This is a genomic window from Pseudomonas sp. AS2.8 (genome assembly GCF_014190935.1).
In the GTDB taxonomy this organism is placed as follows: domain Bacteria; phylum Pseudomonadota; class Gammaproteobacteria; order Pseudomonadales; family Pseudomonadaceae; genus Chryseomonas.
In genome coordinates, this window is the sequence record NZ_JACHVV010000003.1 from 289,728 (window position 1) to 309,562 (window position 19,835).

General features: G+C 68.9%; 23 protein-coding genes. 12 read left to right on the forward strand and 11 right to left on the reverse strand.

Going from position 1 to position 19,835, the window contains the following annotated elements; all coding sequences use genetic code 11:
- From FHR73_RS13705 to FHR73_RS13720, 4 genes are read right to left on the reverse strand one after another with little or no spacing between them, the layout of a single operon-like run.
- A complete protein-coding gene (locus tag FHR73_RS13705) occupies window positions 1–1,245 on the reverse strand; it encodes a thiolase family protein (RefSeq protein ID WP_183631974.1) in 1,245 nt (414 codons plus the stop codon).
- An 11-nt stretch (window positions 1,246–1,256) separates the two neighbouring features.
- Window positions 1,257–1,808: a DUF3237 domain-containing protein gene (locus FHR73_RS13710; protein WP_183631976.1), complete on the reverse strand. Its 552-nt coding sequence runs from the start codon at window positions 1,806–1,808 to the stop codon at window positions 1,257–1,259.
- Entirely contained in the window at window positions 1,801–3,033 is a 1,233-nt protein-coding gene (gene mhpT, locus FHR73_RS13715) for a 3-(3-hydroxy-phenyl)propionate transporter MhpT (protein WP_183631978.1), read from the reverse strand. The genes FHR73_RS13710 and mhpT overlap by 8 nt, the downstream gene beginning before the upstream one ends.
- A gap of 10 nt (window positions 3,034–3,043) precedes the next feature.
- A complete protein-coding gene (locus FHR73_RS13720; protein WP_183631980.1) occupies window positions 3,044–4,507 on the reverse strand; it encodes an alginate export family protein in 1,464 nt (487 codons plus the stop codon).
- 393 nt (window positions 4,508–4,900) lie between these two features.
- On the opposite strand from FHR73_RS13720, the gene FHR73_RS13725 reads away from it, so the two are divergent.
- A complete protein-coding gene (locus tag FHR73_RS13725) occupies window positions 4,901–5,236 on the forward strand; it encodes an I78 family peptidase inhibitor (RefSeq protein WP_183631982.1) in 336 nt (111 codons plus the stop codon).
- A 55-nt stretch (window positions 5,237–5,291) separates the two neighbouring features.
- Here the strand turns inward: FHR73_RS13725 and FHR73_RS13730 are convergent, their stop codons facing one another.
- Entirely contained in the window at window positions 5,292–5,939 is a 648-nt protein-coding gene (locus FHR73_RS13730) for an HAD hydrolase-like protein (protein WP_183631984.1), read from the reverse strand.
- A 97-nt stretch (window positions 5,940–6,036) separates the two neighbouring features.
- Between FHR73_RS13730 and FHR73_RS13735 the strand changes: the two genes are divergently transcribed.
- Window positions 6,037–6,942, forward strand: coding sequence for an alpha/beta hydrolase (locus FHR73_RS13735; RefSeq protein ID WP_183631986.1), 906 nt, complete (start codon window positions 6,037–6,039; stop codon window positions 6,940–6,942).
- On the opposite strand, the gene FHR73_RS13740 is transcribed toward FHR73_RS13735, so the two are convergent.
- Together FHR73_RS13740 and FHR73_RS13745 are read right to left on the reverse strand one after the other, a co-directional pair.
- Window positions 6,939–7,427, reverse strand: coding sequence for a GNAT family N-acetyltransferase (locus FHR73_RS13740; RefSeq protein ID WP_183631988.1), 489 nt, complete (start codon window positions 7,425–7,427; stop codon window positions 6,939–6,941). The genes FHR73_RS13735 and FHR73_RS13740 overlap by 4 nt on opposite strands.
- A gap of 37 nt (window positions 7,428–7,464) precedes the next feature.
- Entirely contained in the window at window positions 7,465–8,055 is a 591-nt protein-coding gene (locus tag FHR73_RS13745; protein WP_183631990.1) for a TetR/AcrR family transcriptional regulator, read from the reverse strand.
- 76 nt (window positions 8,056–8,131) lie between these two features.
- On the opposite strand from FHR73_RS13745, the gene FHR73_RS13750 reads away from it, so the two are divergent.
- From FHR73_RS13750 to FHR73_RS13760, 3 genes are all read left to right on the forward strand, one after another.
- Window positions 8,132–8,761 (forward strand): glutathione S-transferase family protein, encoded by a 630-nt coding sequence (locus FHR73_RS13750; protein WP_260175704.1) that lies wholly within the window; start codon window positions 8,132–8,134, stop codon window positions 8,759–8,761.
- A 147-nt stretch (window positions 8,762–8,908) separates the two neighbouring features.
- Entirely contained in the window at window positions 8,909–9,667 is a 759-nt protein-coding gene (locus FHR73_RS13755) for an SDR family oxidoreductase (protein WP_183631992.1), read from the forward strand.
- A gap of 39 nt (window positions 9,668–9,706) precedes the next feature.
- Window positions 9,707–10,240 carry a DUF924 family protein gene (locus FHR73_RS13760; protein ID WP_183631993.1) on the forward strand — a complete coding sequence of 178 codons (534 nt, stop codon included), beginning with the start codon at window positions 9,707–9,709 and terminating at the stop codon, window positions 10,238–10,240.
- A 45-nt stretch (window positions 10,241–10,285) separates the two neighbouring features.
- Here FHR73_RS13760 and FHR73_RS13765 read toward each other — a convergent pair whose 3' ends face one another.
- The 4 genes from FHR73_RS13765 to FHR73_RS13780 form a co-directional block, all read right to left on the reverse strand.
- A complete protein-coding gene (locus tag FHR73_RS13765; protein ID WP_042135142.1) occupies window positions 10,286–10,735 on the reverse strand; it encodes an Lrp/AsnC family transcriptional regulator in 450 nt (149 codons plus the stop codon).
- Window positions 10,736–10,796: 61 nt separating this feature from the next.
- On the reverse strand, window positions 10,797–12,128 hold the full coding sequence (locus FHR73_RS13770; protein ID WP_183631994.1) for a VOC family protein: 1,332 nt from the start codon (window positions 12,126–12,128) through the stop codon (window positions 10,797–10,799).
- 108 nt (window positions 12,129–12,236) lie between these two features.
- On the reverse strand, window positions 12,237–12,485 hold the full coding sequence (locus FHR73_RS13775) for a hypothetical protein (RefSeq protein ID WP_183631995.1): 249 nt from the start codon (window positions 12,483–12,485) through the stop codon (window positions 12,237–12,239).
- A gap of 70 nt (window positions 12,486–12,555) precedes the next feature.
- Complete coding sequence (locus FHR73_RS13780; RefSeq protein WP_183631996.1) at window positions 12,556–12,756, reverse strand: hypothetical protein; 201 nt, start codon at window positions 12,754–12,756, stop codon at window positions 12,556–12,558.
- A 199-nt stretch (window positions 12,757–12,955) separates the two neighbouring features.
- Here FHR73_RS13780 and FHR73_RS13785 point away from each other — a divergent pair, with 199 nt between their 5' ends.
- From FHR73_RS13785 to FHR73_RS13815, 7 genes are all read left to right on the forward strand, one after another.
- Window positions 12,956–14,770, forward strand: a complete 1,815-nt coding sequence (locus FHR73_RS13785) for an ATP-binding protein (RefSeq protein ID WP_183631997.1) — start codon at window positions 12,956–12,958, stop codon at window positions 14,768–14,770.
- Window positions 14,771–14,799: 29 nt separating this feature from the next.
- Window positions 14,800–16,236: a sigma-54 dependent transcriptional regulator gene (locus FHR73_RS13790; RefSeq protein ID WP_183631998.1), complete on the forward strand. Its 1,437-nt coding sequence runs from the start codon at window positions 14,800–14,802 to the stop codon at window positions 16,234–16,236.
- A gap of 99 nt (window positions 16,237–16,335) precedes the next feature.
- Window positions 16,336–17,346: an SIS domain-containing protein gene (locus FHR73_RS13795; RefSeq protein WP_260175724.1), complete on the forward strand. Its 1,011-nt coding sequence runs from the start codon at window positions 16,336–16,338 to the stop codon at window positions 17,344–17,346.
- Between the two features lie 278 nt (window positions 17,347–17,624).
- Window positions 17,625–18,194 (forward strand): response regulator transcription factor, encoded by a 570-nt coding sequence (locus tag FHR73_RS13800; RefSeq protein ID WP_260175705.1) that lies wholly within the window; start codon window positions 17,625–17,627, stop codon window positions 18,192–18,194.
- Window positions 18,191–18,574 (forward strand): curli production assembly/transport protein CsgE, encoded by a 384-nt coding sequence (csgE, locus tag FHR73_RS13805; protein WP_183632010.1) that lies wholly within the window; start codon window positions 18,191–18,193, stop codon window positions 18,572–18,574. Before FHR73_RS13800 ends, csgE begins: the two co-directional genes overlap by 4 nt.
- Entirely contained in the window at window positions 18,571–18,978 is a 408-nt protein-coding gene (locus FHR73_RS13810) for a curli assembly protein CsgF (RefSeq protein ID WP_027597322.1), read from the forward strand. Before csgE ends, FHR73_RS13810 begins: the two co-directional genes overlap by 4 nt.
- A gap of 15 nt (window positions 18,979–18,993) precedes the next feature.
- Window positions 18,994–19,833 carry a CsgG/HfaB family protein gene (locus FHR73_RS13815; RefSeq protein WP_017641598.1) on the forward strand — a complete coding sequence of 280 codons (840 nt, stop codon included), beginning with the start codon at window positions 18,994–18,996 and terminating at the stop codon, window positions 19,831–19,833.
- Window positions 19,834–19,835 lie beyond the last annotated feature (2 nt).

The window sequence follows — 19,835 nt, forward strand, 5'->3', positions numbered from 1 at the left end:
CTAACGCTTCCGCCACCCCGGATTCTCCAGCAGCACCGCCATCCCCTGCCCACCGCCAATGCACACCGCCGCCACCCCGTACCTAAGCCCCTCGGCGCGCAGCTGACGCGCCAGGGTAATCGCCAGGCGCAGGCCGGTGGCCGCCAGCGGATGCCCTAGGGCGATGGCACCGCCATGCACATTGAGTCGCGCCGGATCCAGCTCCAGGGCCTGCTGCACCGCCAGCAGCTGGGCGCCCTGGGCTTCGTTGATCTCCAGGCGGTCGATAGCCTCCAGCGTGAGGCCGGCGCGGTCGAGCAGGCCCTTGATGGCCGGTACCGGACCGATGCCCATGACGTCGGGTGGCACCCCCACCACGCAACTGCCCCGCACCCAGGCCAGCGCCTGGTCCGGCGTGGCATCTACGCCCCGTGCCAGCAGCACGGCGGCGGCGCCGTCGGCCACCGCGCAGCTGTTGCCAGCGGTCTGGACCCCGCCCGGATGCACCGGCGTCAGCCGCGCCAAGGCCTCCCGCGAGGTCTCCCGCGGATGGCTATCATGCTCGACCGGCGCGCAGCCCCGCGGCAGACGCAACTCCCGTGGCGCCAGGTCCTCAGCTTCGAAACGCGCCGCCGCCACCGGCACGATCTCTTCAGCGAACCAGCCCTGGCGCCGGGCCGCCAGGGCGCGCTCGAAACTCCGTAGCGCCCAGGCATCCACCGCCTCGCGAGCGATGCCATGGCGCTGCGCCAGGCGCTCGGCGGTGGCGATCATGTCCAGTCCGGCCGCCGGGTCCTTGAGCGCCTCCCAGAGAAAGTCGTGGAATTCCACCGGCGCGCCGAGGCGAAAGCCGCTGCGGTGGGTATAGGCGGCGATGGGATTGCGGGTCATGGACTCGGCCGCCACGCACAGCACCCGGCTGGCCTGGCCGCTCTGCAACTGATCGCCGGCCTGACGCAGCAGCTCCAGGCCCGTGCCGCAGACTCTTTGCACCTGCAGCGCCGGCACCGCCTCGGGCACCCCGGCATAGAGGCCGATATGGCGTGGCAGCAAATAGGCATCGAAGCTGGCCTGGGCCACCGAGCCGGCCAGCACGGAGTCCACCGTCCCGGCTTCATGCCCGCGTGCCAGCAGCGCCCGCGCCACGGCGATGCCCAGGTCGGTGGGCGATACCTGCCCCAGGGCGCAATTCAGGTCGGTCCAGGGCGTACGCACGCCATCCAGCAACAGGACATCGTCGTAGAGCGCACTTATTCCGGTGGGCATCGGGTACTCCTCTATTGCAGCAGATAGGCGTCGTAGACCACCGCCTTGCCCAGGCGCATGGCGCTGCCCACGCCTAGGGCGCGGTTGAGCCAGGCATAGGCCGGCGCGGCGGTCTCGAAGGTCAGGGTGACGCGAAAGAAATAGCGCCGGGGATCCACCGGCTTGCCGGCGGCCAGCTCGCGCATCACCTCCGGCGGGCCGTAGCGATAGCCCTTGGTCTGCAAATAGATCAGGGCGCCATCGTCGGTCTGCAGCAGATAGCGGGTATCGATGATGGCCAGGCCATCGGCGGTCACAACCTGCCAGTCGGCGCCGTTGTCGAGGATCCGTCCATGCAGGCGCTGGCCGTCGAAGCGGCCGCCGGTTATGGGGATGATGCGCCGCTTGCCCAGGTCACTGGTATGGCCCAACTCCCAGACCGGGGCGTCGAGGGCCACCTCGAAGCGCGCCAGGGGTTCGAGCTGCAGCGGCGGTGGCGTCGCGGTGGCCGGATCGCCATCCGCCGTGGCCGCCCGGGCCAGGCCAGTCAGCGTCAGCAGGGTGACGAGCAGCAGGCTACGCATGCCCAGGCGCCTCCGCGTGGGCGGCAGTCGCCGGCGCCGGCGCCCGCCGTTGCAGCAGGGCCAGCACCGCACCCGCGGCCACCAGCACCGCCGGGGTGGTGGCCACCACCAGGGTCGCCGCGCCTCCGCCCAGGACCAGGACCTGGCCCGCCAGCAGCGGTCCGGCCATGGCGCCCAGGCGTCCGACCGCCACCGCCGCGCCGGTCCCGGTCGCCCGCACCGCCGCCGGATAGAGCTGCGGCGCCAGGGCATAGAGCACCAGTTGGCCGCCGACCACGAACAGCCCGGCGGCGAAGCCGGCCAGGGCGACCAGCGGATAGGCCTTGGCCAGACCCAGCCCGGCCAGACCGAGCAGGATGCCCAGGTAGATGGCCAGCACCGTCAGCCGCGGCCGCCAGCGATCCATGAGCAGGCCGAACAGCACCGAGCCGATGCCGCCGCCCAGGTTGAAGAGGATCTGCACCCCCACCGCCTGGCCGCGGCTGAAGCCCTGGCCCACCAGCAGCGACGGCAGCCAGTTGAGCAGCATGTACATCACCGTGAGGGTGAAGAAGTAGCCCAGCCACAGCAGAAGGGTGGTCGACAGCGGGATGGCGCCGAGCCAGGCCCCGCGCGGACCGCCCGCTTGCGTTCCGCCTCGCTTGCGCAGAAAGCCGGCGGTCTCCGCCAGGTAGCGCCCGAGCAGCGGCGCCACCAGCAAGGGCGCCAGGCCGCCGACATAGAACACCGTCTGCCAGCGGCCGACGTCCAGCAGTCCCACCACCGCCGCCAGGGCGCCACCCAGGGGCACGCCGCAATACATCAGGCTGACCGCCGTGGCGCGGGCGCGCTCATCTACCGATTCGGCGGACAGCGCGATCAGGTTGGGCAGGGCGCCGCCCAGGCCGATGCCGGTGAGCAGCCGCGCCAGCAGCAGGCTCTCCAGACTCCAGACATGGGCGGTGGCCACCGAGAAGACCCCGAAGATCAGCACGCAGGCGATCAGCACCTTCTTGCGGCCGATGCGATCGGCGCACCAGCCGCCGATGAAGGCGCCGGGCAGCAGGCCGAGGATACTGGCGCTGAACACCAGGCCCATCTGCCCCGGCTGGAAGCCAAAGGCCTTGGCCATGGCCGGGGCGGCGATACCCATGGCCTGGAGGTCCATGCCCTCCAGCAGGGCGACGATGAAGCACAGCAGCAGGGTCAGGCGGGCCCCGGGCGGGGCGGTCGAGAGCAGGCGCATGGTGGACTCCTCAGAAGCGGAAGGTGGTGGCGACCATCAGGAAGCTGGTGTCGTCGCCATCGGCCTGGCGCACGGCGGCGCCGGCCTGGAAGTAGCTGTATTCCAGGTCCAGGGTCAGGTTGGCGGTGGGCATCCAGCGCAGGTTGTTGCGCCAGAGGGTACCGGCCTTGCGCGCCGAGCTGGCCGTGGTACCCGGCACGATGGTCATGCCCGGCACGTAGACGCCGTCCTCGGTACTCTGCCGCCAGACGCCGAACAGTCCGCTTTCCAGCTGCAGGGTCGGTCGCGGCGCCAGGGTCAGCAGTGGCCCGACCAGATAGAGGTTGGCCAGGGTGGTGAGCCCGGAGTCGCCATAGAAGCCGTTCTTCGGATAGAGCGGATCGAAGGTGCCGACGCGGTCGTCGCCCGGGCCGTGATCGCCGCTGGCGGCGTCCACCCGCAAGGCCAGCCGCGGTTTCCAGGCGCCGCCCAGGCGATAGCCGGTTTCGCTGCTCAGGCCCCAGGCGCGGATCCGGGCGCCGGCTAGCTGCCCGCCCTGCCCGGCCAGGTCCCAGCTCCAGTCCCAGGGACCGGCGTTGCCGAACAGGCGGACGCCGGCGGTGTAGCGCTTTTCCGCGCCGGTCAGGCCAGCCAGGGTGCGCTGGTCGGTCTCCAGGCCGAAGCCGTAGACATCCAGCTTGAGCGGCCCGGCCAGCGGCAGGGTGCCGTAGAGGCCATAGAACTTGACCGCGTTGTTGGAGCCGTCGTCGAAGCTGTCCTCGCCGGTCACCACGGGCCGCAGGCCGAAGGCGTCCAGCCGGTAGCCGTCCGGACGGGTCCAGGCCAGGCGCAGGCCGTCGAAGTTGAGGCGGATGTTGCGCGCATCGCGGTAGGTGACGAAGGCCTGGTTGCCGTAGCCCAGCTCCTGGCGACCGATGCGGGTCATCAGCTTGCCACCGGCCAGCGGCGTGCTGAGGTCGATGAAGGCCTGGTGCAATTCGGTGCGACTCTGGTCGTAGGGACCATAGAGCGCCTTGTTCCAGGCGCGGGTGTTTTCCAGCTGGACGAAGGCGCGCACGGCATCGTCGAACAGGTGCAGGTCGGCGTGCAGCTGCAGGCGCTGCTGGATGTAGTGATCGGTATCCACCCCGCGCCGGCCAAAGACCGGATTGCGGATGGTATCGAAGCGATAGCGCGCCTCGCCGCCGGTCTGCAGCCAGGCCGAGTCGCCAAGGCGCTGGTAGCGCAGCCTGTCGAAGGGATCGGTGCGTTTTTGCGGATCGTCGAGGAAGCGATAGTCCTCCGCCCAGCGCGGCGGTCCGGGCGGCAGGGGACGCGCCGTCTCCAGGTTATTGAGCGGCTTGGGCCGGGCGCTTTCCAGGGTGTTGGAAGGCGCGGCCAGGGCACCCTGGCTGGCGAGTAGGGCGGCGAGAGTGGTAAAGGCGAGGCACGAGCGAGCCCGTGCGCTGGCCGGAAGCGAGCGCGAAAAAGACATGAGATGACCGTCCTGACTGAGGAAGCGGAAGGCGCCGCGGGGGCGCGGATCAGGGCCTAGCGGGAGCGGATCGGGTAGCGGTCAGGCGGGAGGGTGGTTGGATAGCGAGCTGACATGGCGGGTGTCCCTTTGTTGTTGTTGTCGTCACCGGGGGTGGGCGGTTGGCCCTGGTTCGATGATGGTCGATGGCAGAAATGGATCAAGCCATCCGGGCCGAATCTGGCCGATTACCGAACGTTATATTTATTAACTTTCTCCCGGCAGGACGATGGGTCAACCCGCTCTCCCAACGTCTTCTGTATCGCGCTTTGTAACAATGCCCGCTCTTGAGGGGTCCATCAGGAGGCCCGTACGGGTTAAGGTTCCTTCTCTCACGATCGAAAAGGCGAACTCATGAGCTCCAAGACTCCCCTCCTGCTGGCTGGCGCCGCGCTCTTCACCCTGCTGGCCGGTTGCGGCTCGCACGAACCCCAGAGCAGCCCGGCGGCGGCCTCCTCGGCCCCGAGCGGCGCCGTCAGCAGCAGTGGCCGGTGCAACTCCGATGCGGTCCAGGATCTGGTCGGCAAGGCCCTCTCCCCGGCCCTGGCCGAAGAAGGCCGGCAGCGCGCCGGTGCCCAGGTCGTCCGCGTGGTCCGTCCGCAGGACCCCATGACCATGGACTTCAATTCCCAGCGCCTGACCATCACCACCAGCGCCAGCCTGGTGGTGCAGACCGCCACCTGCGGCTGATCCCCGTCGCGCCCCACGACCTGCCGGCCACCGTCGCGCAGGTCGGAGCGCCCTGCTAGAGGCCGAAGCCCTGGCGCAGGGCCGCCACGCTGTGGAAGTGAAAGGCCGGGCGGTGGCGCTCCAGCTCTTCCCGGCTGCCGAAGCCATACCCCAGGGCCACCGCCGCCACGCCGTTGGCCCGGGCGGCGATCAGGTCGTGCTCGCGGTCACCCAGCATCAGGCAGGTCTCCGGCGCCAGGCCTTCGCTGTCCAGCACGAAACGCAGCAGTTCGGTCTTGTCGGTACGGGTGCCGTCCAGCTCGCTGCCATGCAGGGCGATGAAGAACTCCGTCAGGGCGAAGTGCCTGAGGATCTCCACGGCGAATACCCGCGGCTTGGCCGTCACCAGGTAGAGCTGCCGCCCAGCCGCCTGCAGCGCGGCCAGCAACTCGCGGATGCCCGTATAGACCTCGTTCTCATAGAGACCAGTGGCGCGGAAATACACCCGGTAAGCCTCTACCGCGCGCCAGGCCCGCGCCTCGTCGAAACCGTAGTGGGTCATGAAACTCTGCAGCAGCGGCGGACCAATAAAGACCTCCAACCTGCGCAAGTCCGGCTCCTCGATCCCCTCAGCGCGCAGCGCCACTTGGATCGCCCGGGTGATGCCCAGGCGCGAATCGGTGAGGGTGCCATCGAGATCGAACAGCAGATGCGGGTGATGCATGGGGCGTCCTGGGCAGCGGAAATCCCCGCCAGTATGGCGACCGGGGGCAGAGATCGGTAGGCTCGACCGCTCCACTGGAAATGAGTCTTGTTCGCCGATGCCTCTGTCGCCGCTCTCCTCTCGCCGTCCCCCACGCTGCACCTGGCTGGCCCTGCCGCTGCTGCTGGCCTTGGCCATGCCGGGCCAGGCGCGCCCCATCGACCAGCCCATGGACGCCCAGGTGCTCCAGCAGCCGGGCCACGGCTATGCCTTCAGCGAAATCCAGCTGGATTCCACCGACGGCGCCCGCCATTACCAGGTGTGGATCGCCCGACCCGCCACCCCGGCGCCGGCCGCCGGCTATCCGGTGCTCTATCTGCTCGACGGCAACGCCGCCCTGGGCGGACTGAACGCCGAGTTGCTCGACACCCTGGCCAAGCGGCCCCATCCGCCCGTGCTGGTGGCGGTGGGTTACACGGGCGGCAAGCGTATCGACGGCCCCGGGCGGGCCTATGACTACACGCCCTCGGCCCCCACCAGCGAGCGCTTTCGCGAGATGGCCACCGGCGGCGCCGACGTCTTTCTCGCCTGGCTGCTGGAGCGCCTGGAACCGGCGGTGGCCCGGAAACTGCCCCTGGATCGCGACCAGCGCGCGCTCTGGGGCCATTCCCTGGGCGGGCTGTTCGTCCTCCACGCCCTGCTCACCCGCCCGGACGCCTTCGCCCAGGGCTACGCCGTGAGCCCCTCGCTGTGGTGGAGTCCCACCGTGCTGCCGCAAGACGATGAGCAACTGAAGGAACGCTTCCAGGCTCATCCGGCCCGCCTGGTGCTGCTGCAGGGCGGCGCCGAACGCGAACTGCCCGCGCACTTCCAGAGCGAGGTTCCCGCCGACGCCACCCGGCGCCTGGCCGATCGCCTCCGCCAGCTCCCCGGCATCCAGGTGCGTTACGAGGTGCTCGCTGGTCTGGGCCACGGCCCCATGCTGCCGGCCTCGCTGCAGGCGGTGTTGAGCGAGTGGCGCTAGTCCGCCAGCCAGCGATACATCACATGGCAATCCACCAGCCCCAGGCTGGCGTGGCGATAGGCCCTGGGCAGGGTGCCGACGATCTCGAAGCCGTGTTTCTGCCAAAGCCGCACCGCCACCTGGTTGCTGGCCACCACCGAGTTGAACTGCATGGCCTGGAAGCCCAGTTCGCGAGCCACCTGCAGGGAGTGCTCGCAGAGGGCGCCGGCCACGCCCTGGCCGCGAGCGGCGGGGGCGACCATGTAGCCGCAATTGCAGACGTGATCGCCTGGCCCCATGGCATTGGCCTTGAGGTAGTAGCTGCCGAGCAGCTGACCGTCGCGCTCGGCGACAAAGGTCACCCGCGGTAGCTCCACCCAAAGGCGCCAGGCCTCGTCGCGGGTCATGTCCGGGTCGTAGGCGTAGGTCTCCCGGGCCTGGGCGACCTGCTGGATCAGCGGCCAGACCTGAGCGAAATCGGCGGCTTCGAGGGGGCGAATCTGCATGGATGACTCCGGCGGACGAAGGAGCCGCCAGTGTCGCCTAGCCGACCGCCGCTGCCAAATCGCCGCCCTCTTCCAGTAGTCCCTGAGCCCCCTGGCGACAGGCCGCCAGCAATTCCTCGGCCAGTCCCTCGTCATCCAGCGCCCGCGCTAGGGCCACGCCGCCGATCAGGGTGGTGGCCAGTTGCAGCGCCCGGGCGCGCCGCTGCGCTGGCGGCCCTGACAGGTCCTGCTCCAGCCGGATGACGAAGCGCGCGAAGAAGCGGGTGTAGCTGCCCCGGATGGCGGCCTCCCGGTGGGTGACGTCGGCCGCCAGAAAGGCCAGCGGACAGCGCAGCGCTTCGCCCTGGGCATGCTCGCGACTCAGGTAATGCTCGACCAGTCGCCCGAGGCCTTCGCTACCGAGACCGTCGAGCCGGGCACTGCCGACCCGCGCGGCATGGGCGATGGCCTGGTCATAGACCTCGGTCTTGGTGCGGAAGTGGTGATAGAAGGCGCCGCGGGTGAGACCGGCATCGGCCATCAGGTCATCGAGGCCGACCGCATCGAAGCCGCGAAGGGCGAACAGGCGGGCAGCGCTGTCGAGGATGCGCTGGCGGGTCTGCTCGCGCTGATCAAGGGGCCAGGCCATGGCTACTCCAGATTATGTTCTTGAACATAAGGTCTCCTTTGCCAGCATGCAGCCTTCTTTGCAAGGAGCCTGCAGCATGACGCCCTATCTCTTCGGTCCTGCCTTCAGCACCCTGGTGCGCAGCGTGCGCCTCCATGCCCTCGAACAGGGCCTGGAGCTACCCTGTGGCCTCGCCCCTGACGGCCAGGCGATCGCCTGGCGCAGCGAAGCCCATCTGGCGCTGCACCCCTTCGGCCAGGTGCCGGTGCTGTTCGATGGCGAGCTACGAATCTTCGAGACCCTCGCCATCTGCCGGCATCTCGATCGTCGGCTCTCGCCGGAGCGCGGCGGCAACCTGGAGCAGGACGCCTGGAGCAGCGCCCTGCTCACCACCGTGGATACCCGCCTGGTCCGCCGCTATCTGCTGCGCGTCGCCGGGCCACGACCCGAGCCCTTCCGCACGCCAGAGGAAGAGCAGCGCGCCCTGGCCGACGTCCACGCGACCCTGGCCGTGCTCAATCGCCAGTTGGGCGACCAGAGCTTTCTCTGCGGCGCCGACTTCAGCCTACCCGACGCCCTGCTGGCGCCCATGCTCGACTACCTGGAGCCCCTGCCCGACCTACACTGGCAGACGACCTGGCCCCGCTTCGCCGCCTACCTCGACCGCCTGCGCGCGCGGCCCTCCGGCCAAGCGATCCTGGTGGCGACCGACTTCAAGCTGCGCTGAGCCGACAGGAGCTACCAGGGGCCACCTACCTCCCCAACACACCGTAGCCACCCCCTCTCCCTGCGGGAGAGGGCCAGGGTGAGGGCCGCCCACCACCCCTCCCTACCTGCTAGCCTTGGAAGCTCCTCCCCCGTCCAAGGACCGCCCATGACCACCGCCCGCCCCATCGCCCTCGTCACCGGTGCCTCCCAGGGCATCGGCCGCGCCGTCGCCCTCGGTCTGCTGCAGGACGGCTTCCGCGTGGTCTTCGCCGCTCGCCGCGCCGAACCCCTGGAGGCCCTCGCCGAAGAAGCCCGGCAACAGGGCGGCGAAGCCCTGGCGGTACCCTGCGACGTCACCGATGCCGCCAGCGTTGAGGCGCTGTTCGCCCGCATCCGCGAGACCTACGGCCGCCTGGACCTGTTGTTCAACAACGCTGGCGTCGGCGCCCCGGCGGTGCCCATCGACGAGCTGGAACTGGACGCCTGGCACCGGGCGGTCAACACCAACCTCACCGGCGTCTTTCTCTGCAGCCGCGCGGCCTTCGCTCTGATGCGCGCGCAGTCGCCCCGTGGCGGGCGCATCATCAACAACGGCTCCATCTCGGCGCACACGCCCAGGCCCTTCAGCGCGCCCTACACCGCCACCAAGCATGCCGTGGCCGGGCTGACCAAGGCCCTGGCCCTGGACGGCCGCGCCTTCGACATCGCCTGCGGCCAAATCGACATCGGCAACGCCGCCACCGAGATGACCGAGCGTATGGCCAATGGCGTACTCCAGGCCGACGGCAGCACCGCGGTGGAGCCGCGCATGGACGTCCGGCACGTCGCCGATGCCGTTCGCTACATGGCCAGCCTGCCGCTGGACGCCAACGTCCAGACCCTGACGGTGATGGCGACCAAGATGCCCTATGTAGGGCGGGGCTGAGGGGTTCCACGTAGAGTCCGATTAGACAAGGAGTGCAAGATGAATCCAGTCGAGGTCGTCTCCTTTTGGCGTGCCGCCGGCCAACGCCTGTGGTTCAACGGCGGTCCTGCCTTCGACGCCGAGTGCCGCTCGCGTTTCGAGGCCACGCACCTGGCCGCCAGTCGCGGTGAGCTGGACGGCTGGGTTGCCAGCGCCGAAGGCGCTCTGGCCTTGTGTCTGCTGCTTGATCAGATCCCGCGCAATATCTTCCGCCACAGCGGCCACGCCTTCGCCACCGATGGCCTGGCTCTGCAACACGCGCGACAGGCCATCGACGCCGGGCTGGATCAGCAGATCGAAGCCGAACTGCGCGCCTTCTTCTATCTGCCCTTCGAGCACTCCGAGGCGCTGGACGATCAGCGGCACTCGCTCATACTTTTCGAGGCACTGGGGATCGAGCACTACCGGCGCTATGCAGAGGCTCATCTGGAGGTGATCGCTCGCTTCGGTCGTTTTCCGCACCGAAATTATGTCCTAGGCCGGCTCAACACTCCGGACGAACAGGCATGGTTAAACGCAGGTGGCGGCTTTTAAACAAGCAGTAAAGGTACTTCCGGTAAGCTTCAAGAAGGCCGGCTATCAAGCACCCAAACGCCGATCGATCTTCCGGTTCAGGATGATCGACGTCTGGGTCTGCTTAACCCCTTCAAGGTTACCGATGCGGTCGAGCAGCTCGTCGAGCTTTTCGTGGGTGGTGCAGCGCAGGAAGGCCAGATAGTCGAACTGGCCGCTGACCGAGGAGACTTCCTCGACCTCGACCATCTTTTCCAGCGCGCGGATGACGCCAGCGGTGCTGCGCGGCAGGACGCTGATGGCGCAGTAGGCGCGCACGGCGGCCTGCTCTAGTTCTGAGCCCAGGCGCAGGCCGTAGCCCTGGATGATGCCATCACGCTCCAGGCGCGCCAGGCGGGTGACCACGGTGGTGCGCGCCAGGCCCAGCTGGCGGGCTAAGGTGGCGTTAGAGGCGCGGGCGTTCTGTTGCAGCAGGTGGATGAGCTGCCAGTCGGTCGGATCAAGTTTGGTGAACATCGTGGCTGCCTGCCGGGGGCGGGCGTCGGGGCCGGGGGCCGCCGACGCGGGAGCCGCCATTCTAGGCGGGGCGGCCGAGGGCAGCCAGGGCGGCGTCCAGGGAGTCCTGCTGCTGGCGTTCGTACAGCGCCATCTCGTCGAGCACCGGCGTACCCAGAGCGGCTTCGAAGGCCGCGCGATTGCCGCCGCTCTGGTATTCCTGCTGGCTACCGGCACCCAGGTTGGACTGGAAGATGCCCGCGGCGCTGACTGGCAGGAAGTCCTCATAGGTGATGGGATCGGCGAGGAGCTGGCCGGCGGCGATCAGGGCCTCGGGCTCGCGGGTGTCGCTAGCTGCCTGGCTGCCGGGCGCAGCGCGATAGCGGAACCAGGCCAGACCCTGGCGGCGCAGCTCGTCCCAGTTGTCGGGCAGCGCCTGGAACACCTCGGCCAATACCGTTGCGTAGTCACTGCCGGCCGCCTTGCTGCGCTGGCGGACCTCCTGCAGCAGTTCGTCGTAGCGCTGGCGACCGGCCGGTGTGAGGGCGATGCCGCGCTGTTCGATCTCGCCGAAGCGCGCCGTGTGTGAACCCTGGACCTCGCCCTGGAACAGGATGGGTTCTTCCAGGGCCTTGAAGCTGGTCTGGCGCAGCAGGATGGGGCACTGACGGCGAGGCGGCCCCTCGATGGTTTCCTTGGGCGCGATGCCGCAGGCGGGCATCTGCGCCTGGACGGCGTCGATGTCGAGGGTGCGCGGTGTCAGGTGGTTGATGTGTGGCCCCTTGAAGCAGACCACGTCGGCGATCAGCCGGTGGGCAGCGTGCAGGCGCTGATAGAGGCTGGCGTCGACATTGGCCTCGCGGTGCCAGCGAAAGGTCTCCAGGGCTTCCTGGACGAAGGCATCAGCCTCGGCATCCGTCAGGCCGCCCTGGGCTTCGGCGCGCTCGATCAGTTCCAGTGCGCCCGGGGTGAAGATGCGGCGCGCGTTCAGCACCCCTTCGGCCAGCTGGCGCAGCTCGGCGTCTTCGATCAGCTCCAGGCGCAGCAGCGAGGTGAAGACGCGGAAGGGATTGCTCTGCAGGGCCGCCGGCTCTACCGGGCGGAAGGCGGTGGAGTGCACCGGTACCCCGGCCACGCTGAGGTCGTAGTAGCCGACCGGCTGCATGCCCATCACGGCGAACAGGCGGCGCAGGGTGGCCAGCTCGGCGGCCGTGCCGACGCGAATGGCGCCATGGCGCTCCAGATCCAGGCGCTCCGCGGAGTCCCCGGCGAAGCCCGGTTGTCCGGCGTTCACCGCGGCGACCAGTTCCAGCAGGGTGCCGTACTGGGGTACCTCCTGGCGGTACATCGCCGACATGGCCTGGGAAAAGCGGGTGCGGATCAGATCCGGGGAAAGCAGCGACGCGGCGGTCATGGGAGCGGCTCCTGGCTCAGGCTAGAAGCCGATTTCGACATGCCCGCGCAGGCTGCTCAAGCGATCTTTGCTCATTGGATCATTCCCCGGGGGAATGGGCGGGAGGCCTCAGTGATCCTTGTGCTGGGTCTTGGGCTTCTTCACGTGATCGGTGCCGGTATCGCTGCCCGAGCCGCTGCTGGAGCCGTTATCGGCCGCGCCGACGCCGGTGCTGGGCGCCTTTTCCATACCGTGGGTGCTGGTGGGATCCGGCCGCGCGGGGGTGGCCGGGGGATTGGTCGGGCTGGTCTGGGCCAGGGCGGCGCCGGACAGGCTGAGGCCCAGGATCAGGGCGGCAAGCAAGGGGGACGTGCGCATGGGAGGACTCCTCTGGACGGATTCACTCCTCTTTAGGCACCTCCCCCGCGGGGAGGTGCCGCACCGCGGATCAGCTGCCGCTGGTGCTGGCCTTGTGGACCTTCTTGTGGGCCACCTTCTTGTGGTGGGTGGTAGCCTGCTTGCCGGTCTTGGCAGGGGTGCTGCTGGTGGCAGCAGGTGGCGCTGCCGGATCGGCGGGCGCCGTCTGGGCGAAGGCGGCGGAGGTGGCCAGCAGGCCGGCGAGAGTCAGGCAGAGGGTGGTGCTTTTCATGGAAGTCACTCCTTCGGTGGCTGATTGCATCCTCAGTTAGCCGCCTTTCGCCCGGTAAAACCGTGTCCTCTTCCACAGCCAGGGCCATTGGTAACAAGATATTTCAGTCGACTGCCAAGGCGTTAACAGTCTGGCGACCCCTTCGTCAGGGCCCTGGCTTGGGCATAATGCCGGGACGCCCCCCTGATCGTAGCCGCGTATGCCCAAGAGTCCTCACCTTCCCAAGCGCCCCCGCTGGAGCAGCCTGCTGCTGCTCGCCCTGGGTCTGACGCTGCTGCTGATTCCGCTGCGCTATGCGGCCCAGCACTATTACGAGGCGCAACTGGCCGAGCAGAACGGCCAGACCCTGGATCTCTATGTCGCCAACCTGCTGGGCACGCTGCGGCGCTACGAGGTGCTGCCGGACCTGCTGGGCGACCTGCCGGTGCTGCGCCATGCCCTGGAAGGCCAGGGCGACCGCACGGCGCAGGACGCCGCCAGCCAGATGCTGGAAGACATCCGCCAGCGTACCGGGGCGGACGTCATCTACCTGATGCAGGACGACGGCACCTGCCTGGCCAGTTCCAACTATCGCCAGGCGGACAGCTTCGTCGGTCGCGACTTCTCCTTCCGGCCCTATTACAAGGCGGCCATGCAGGGCCAGCCGGGGCGCTTCTTCGGCCTCGGCACTACCTCCAGCAAGCGCGGCTACTATTTCGCCGCCGCCGTGCGCGACGGCACACGCGCCATTGGCGTGGTGGTGGTCAAGGTCGATCTGGACAGTGCGGAAAAGCTCTGGGGCAATGCACCCGAGCAGCTGCTGGTCACCGATGACCTGGGCGTGGTCATCCTCACCTCCCATGACGCCTGGCGCTTTCGCGCCACCCATCCGCTGGACGAGCGCCAGCGCGAGCAGGTCAACGCCAACCGGCCCTACCCCACCACCAATCCGGCGCCCCTGACCCTGGTGCCCGGCGACTGGCTGACCCAGACCCGTAATCTCGACGAGGTCGGCTGGAATGCGCAGATCCTGGCGCCGCGGGAGATGGTCGAGCGCCAGGTGCGCAGCGCCCTCTATGTCGGCGCGGCGACCCTGCTGGCGCTGCTGCTGCTGCTGGTGGTCATGACCCTGAGACGGCGCCACTTCATCGAGCGCCTGGCGCTGGATGCCCGGGCCAAGCGGGATCTGGAGCTGAACGTGGAAGAGCGCACCCGCGACCTGCAGACGCTCAACGCGCGGTTGCAGCAGGAGGTGCACGACCGCGAGCAGGCCCAGCGCGAACTCATGCGCGCCCAGGACGAAGCCGTGCAGGCCGGCAAGCTGTCGGCGCTGGGGACGATGTCGGCCAGCATCAGTCACGAACTCAATCAGCCGCTGGCGGCCATCCGCAGCTATACGGAAAACGCCGTCGTACTGCTCGACCACGACCGGCTGGACGATGCCCGCGGCAATCTCAAGCTGATCGGCGAGCTGACCACGCGCATGGCCAACATCATCGCCCACCTCAAGGCTTATGCCCGCGGCGCCCGCCGCGCGCCGGAGAGCGTGGTGCTGCAGGGCGCCCTGGAAGACGCCCTGGCGCTGGTCGCCGCGCGGCGCCGGGCCATGCAGGTGGAGCTGATCCGCGACCTGCCCGATGCGCCGCTGTGGGTGCAGGCCGGCGAGACCCGCCTGCGCCAGATCATCAGCAACCTGCTGAGCAATGCCCTCGACGCCCTGGCGGAAAAGACCAGCACCCGCCGGCTGTGGCTGACCACCAGCATCGACGAGCGCGGCGTGACGCTGATCCTGAGAGACAACGGTCCGGGCTTTTCCAGCGAGGCCCTGGCCCGTGCCCACGAACCCTTCTTCACCACCAAGGCCACCGCCCAGGGCCTCGGCCTGGGCCTGGCGATCTGCGATAACCTGTTGCGGACCCTCGGTGGCCACCTGCACCTGTCCAACCATGGCGACGGTGGCGCCGAGGTACGTCTTTATCTGCTGCACGGCAAGCCGGGGGTCGCCTCGGTGCCCCAGGAAGAAGTCCGCGGTTGACCGTCAGCCCTCTACCTTAGGTCCTAGTCATGAGTGCCCTGCCCCCCTTCGATCCCGCCAGCCAGATCCTGCTGATCGACGACGACGCCCACCTGCGCCTGGCGCTGAGCCAGACCCTGGACCTGGCCGGTTTCAAGGTAACGACCCTGGCCGATGCCCGCGAGCTGGAGCTGGCGGCCGTGCGCGACTGGCCCGGCGTGGTGGTCAGCGACATCCGCATGCCCGGCATCGACGGCCTGGAGCTGCTGGCCCAGCTGCACCAGCGTGACGCCGAATTGCCGGTGGTGCTGATCACCGGTCACGGCGACGTGCCCCTGGCGGTGCAGGCCATGCGCGCCGGCGCCTATGACTTCCTGGAAAAGCCCTTCGCCAACGATGCCCTGATCGACAGCGTGCGCCGCGCCCTCGGCGCCCGCCACCTGGTGCTGGAAAACCGCAGCCTGCGCCTGGCCCTCGCCGAGCGCCATGAACTGCAGACCCGGCTGATCGGCCAGACTCCGGGCATGGCCCGGCTACGCGACCAGATCGGCGCCCTTGCCGCGACCCAGGCCGATGTGCTGATCCATGGCGAAACCGGTGCCGGCAAAGAGGTGGTGGCTCGCGCCCTGCACGACCTGTCCAATCGTCGCGACGGCCCCTTCGTTGCCATCAACGCCGGGGCCCTGGCCGAATCCGTGGTGGAAAGCGAACTCTTCGGCCACGAACAGGGCGCTTTCACCGGCGCCCAGAAAAGACGCATCGGCAAGTTCGAATACGCCAGTGGCGGCACCCTCTTTCTCGACGAGATCGAGAGCATGAGCCTGGATGTCCAGGTCAAGCTGCTGCGCCTGCTGCAGGAGCGCAAGGTCGAGCGACTTGGCTCCAACCAGCAGATCCCGCTGGACATCCGGGTGGTCGCCGCCACCAAGGAAGACCTGCGCCAGGCCGCCGACCAGGGCCGCTTCCGCGCCGACCTCTACTACCGGCTCAATGTCGCCACCCTGCGCATTCCCGCCCTGCGCGAGCGCAGCGAAGACATCCTGCCGCTGTTCCGCCACTTCGTCCTGGCCGCCGCCCAGCGCCATGGCACCCCGCTGCGCGAACCCGATGCCGAGCAGCGCGCGGCCCTCATCGCCCACAGCTGGCCGGGCAACGTACGCGAATTGCAGAACGCCGCCGAGCGCTTCGCCCTGGGGCTGGAGCTGGCGCTGGACAATAGCGCCTATGCGCCCCTGGCGCCCATGGCGGCGCCGCCCGTGGCCGCTGCCCCGGTGCTGGCGGCGCCCGCCGCGGCAGCCCTCGCCGCCGGACTGGGCGAGCAGGTCGAGGCCTTCGAGCGCGAGCTCATCCAGCGCGAACTGGCCCGGCCCCACGCCTCCCTGCGCAGCCTGGCCGAAGCCCTCGGCCTGCCGCGCAAGACGCTGTCCGACAAGCTGCGCAAGCACGACCTGCAATTCACCGGCGGCGCGGCGGACGACGGGGACTGACCAAGGTCGGCTGGTCGCGCCTGCCCAGGAGTGGCAGAGTGCGGGGCTCAGACGTCGTGCAACAGGCGTACGCGCAAGGAGACCCTCTTGACCTCGCTCATGCTCGCAGAAGCCGCCGCCAGCGGCGCGGCGGTCGCTCGCCAACTGGCGACCATCGACCAGGCCCTGGCAGCCCTGGCCGACGACCTCAGGACCAACCCACCGCAGCTGGCGCTGACCGTTGCGCGTGGCAGCTCGGACCATGCGGCCAGCTATTTCGCCTACCTGGCCATGGCCCACCTGGGGCTGCCGGTGCTGTCCCTGCCGCCTTCGCTGGTGACCCTGCGCCAGGCGCCGCTGCGCGTCGAAGGCCAGCTCGCCCTGGGCTTTTCCCAGTCCGGACGCAGTCCCGATCTGATCGAGACGCTGTCCGCCCTGGATCGCTACGGCGCCCGCACCGCGGCCTTGGTCAACGAGATCGACTCGCCCTTGGCCCTGGCCTGTCGCCACGCCATCGGCGTCCAGGCCGGTCCCGAACGCAGCGTCGCCGCCACCAAGAGCTTTATCGCCACCCTGGCCGCCGCCGCCCGGCTGATCGCCCATTGGCAGCAGGACGAGACCCTGCTGGCGGCGGGCGCGGCCCTGCCGGAAGCCCTGGATCGGGCGGCCGAACTCAGCTGGGCGCCAGCCCTGACCGTGCTGCGCGACGCCGAGCGCTGCATGGTAGTCGGCCGCGGACCGGGCTTCGCCATCGCCCAGGAGGCCGCGCTCAAGCTCAAGGAAACCTCGGCGCTGCAGGGCGAGGCCTTCAGCGGCGCGGAATTGCAGCACGGTCCGCTGGCGCTGGTGGAGCGCGGCTATCCGCTTCTGATCTTCGCCCTGCGCGGCCCCGAGCAGGCTGGTCTGCTGCAACTGGCGCGCGACCTGCGCGGACGTGGTGCGCGGGTGCTGCTGGCCGCGCCGGACGAGATCGCTGAGCGCGACCTGCCCCTTGCCGTCGCCGGGCATCCGGACCTGGACGGCCTGCTGGCGATCCAGAGTTTCTATCGCCTGGCCGCCTTGCTAGCCGAGGCTCGTGGCCAGGATCCGGACCAGCCGCGCCACCTGCGCAAGGTCACCCTCACCCGCTGAAGCGGCGATCCTCGGCCCAGGCGTTCCGGGATTCGGCGCGCCGGGTCCTGCGCTTCAATCCAGAGAGCTAAGTCTTTGGAGCTAGCCGCCGACGGCTGGTCGACGGGTAATCTGCCAAGCGGTCCACAGAGCCGGTAAGTCGCTGGAAATCGGTCAGTTTTTTCTTGTCGCTCCCGGCGATTTGTCTCAGCGTTCGCGCAACGGATGATGAGACAGCCCATATGGACATGCGCGCGATACCTGCGAGCAAGGTTCGCCTGACGACCGGAAACGTCCTCTTGGCGGAATTGCTCAAACCCTTCCTGGAAGAACGCCACGGCATTGAGCTCAGTTGCGCCCGCGAGCTGGAAGCGGCCAGCGAGGCCAGCCTGGTGCTGGTCGATCTCGGCAGCGTGCCCGAGGCGCCGCTGGAGCGCTGGCTGGAAAGCCTGACACCGGCGGTCACCGTGGCCTTTCTCAACGCCAGCCTCGAACAGGCCCTGCCCTGGGTCGAGCGCTTTCCCGCCATCCAGGGCGTGTTCGCTCCCCAGGCCAGCCGCGACCAGCTGCTGCAGGGGCTGGGCGCGCTGCTGGCCGGCGAGGACTGGCTGCCCCGCGCCATCCTGGCCCACCTGCTGCGGCGCTCCCGCGAGCGCCCCAGCATCGCCGCCGACGGCCTGACCCGGCGCGAGCGGGAGATCCTCCGGCTGGTCGGTCGCGGGCTGTCCAACGCCGCCATCGGCGAGGCGCTGTGCCTGAGCACCCACACGGTCAAGAGCCACATGCACAACCTGCTGCGCAAGACCGGCGCGGCCAATCGCGCCGAGGCGGCGCTGCGCTTCCATGCCGGGCAGGACCTGCCGGGATGAAGGCGGCCTGGCTGCTGCTCGGCCTGCTGCTGGCCGGACCGCTGCGGGCCGAGGGCGAGCTGATCCAGGGACTGCTGGTGGACAACACCATCTCCCGCTTCGGCCACGACTTCTATCGCCATTTCGCCGACCGCCTGACCGACACCACCGATCTGGACTTCAACCTGGTGGTGCGCGAACGGCCTTCGGCGCGCTGGGGCAGCCTGGTCTGGGTCGAGTACGAGCAGCGGCTGCTCTATCGCCAGTTCATTCCGCCGAACAACAGCGAACTCAAGGATGCCGCCTATGCCGCGGCGGACCAGGTCCACGAGGGCATCACCCGGCGCCGCCTGGAAAATCTGCTGCAGGACACTTTCGACATGGAAAAGGACGAGTTATGAACGCGCACGCCTGGAAGGCCCTGCCCCTGCTCTGCACCCTGGGCGTCGCCCCGGCCATGGCGACCGAGCTGGTCTACACGCCGGTGAATCCGTCCTTTGGTGGCAATCCGCTCAACGGCACCTACCTGCTGAACAACGCCACCGCCCAGGATCGCCACAAGGATCCCGACCTGCGCAGCAGCGCCAGCAGCCAGTCGCCCCTCGAGCGCTTCACCAGCCAGCTGGAATCGCGGCTGCTGTCCCAGGTGCTGACCGATATCAAGGACGGCAACTCGGGCACGCTCTCCACCGACCAGTTCATCGTCAACATCGTCGACGATTCCGGCAACCTGACCGTGCAGATTACCGACCGCGGTACCGGGGAGATTTCGGAAATCTCCGTCAACGGCTTCAACCAACCCTGAGCACGGATGCCTGCCATGAACGCCTTTTCCCTGGCGGCGGCCCTGACCGCCGCCCTCGTCCTGACCGGCTGCGTGCGCGACCCCATGCCCGCCGAACAGAACGCCGCCCCGACCCTGACGCCGCGCGCCTCCACCTACTATGACCTGCTGGCGCTGCCGCCGCCCAAGGGCCCGCTGGTGGCCGCCGTCTACGGCTTCCGCGACCAGACCGGGCAGTACAAGCCCAATCCGGCCAGCTCCTTTTCCACCGCCGTCACCCAGGGCGCCGGCAGCATGCTGGTGGACGCCCTGCAGGCCAGCGGCTGGTTCGTGGTGCTCGAACGCGAGGGCCTGCAGAACCTGCTGACCGAGCGCAAGATCATCCGCGCCACCCAGAACAAGCCGGACCTGCCGGAGAATCTGCAGCAGGCGCTGCCCTCGCTGCAGGCGGCCAACCTGCTGCTCGAAGGCGGCGTGGTGGCCTACGACACCAACGTGCGCAGCGGCGGCGAAGGGGCGCGCTACCTGGGCATCGGCCTGTCCGAGGAGTACCGGGTGGATCAGGTGACGGTCAATCTGCGCGCCATCGACACCCGCAGCGGCCGGGTGCTGGCCAACGTCATGACCTCCAAGACCATCTATTCCATCGGCCGACAGGCCGGGGTCTTCAAGTTCATCGAATTCAAGAAGCTGCTCGAAGCCGAGTCCGGCTACACCACCAACGAGCCGGCGCAGCTGTGCGTGCTCTCGGCCATCGAGGCGGCGGTCGCCCATCTGGTCGCCCAGGGCGTGGAGCGGCGGCTGTGGCTGGTGGCCGACGGTCGCGATCCGCGCGATCCAGCGCTGACCAAGTATCTGGAGCCGACTCGGCGCTAGGG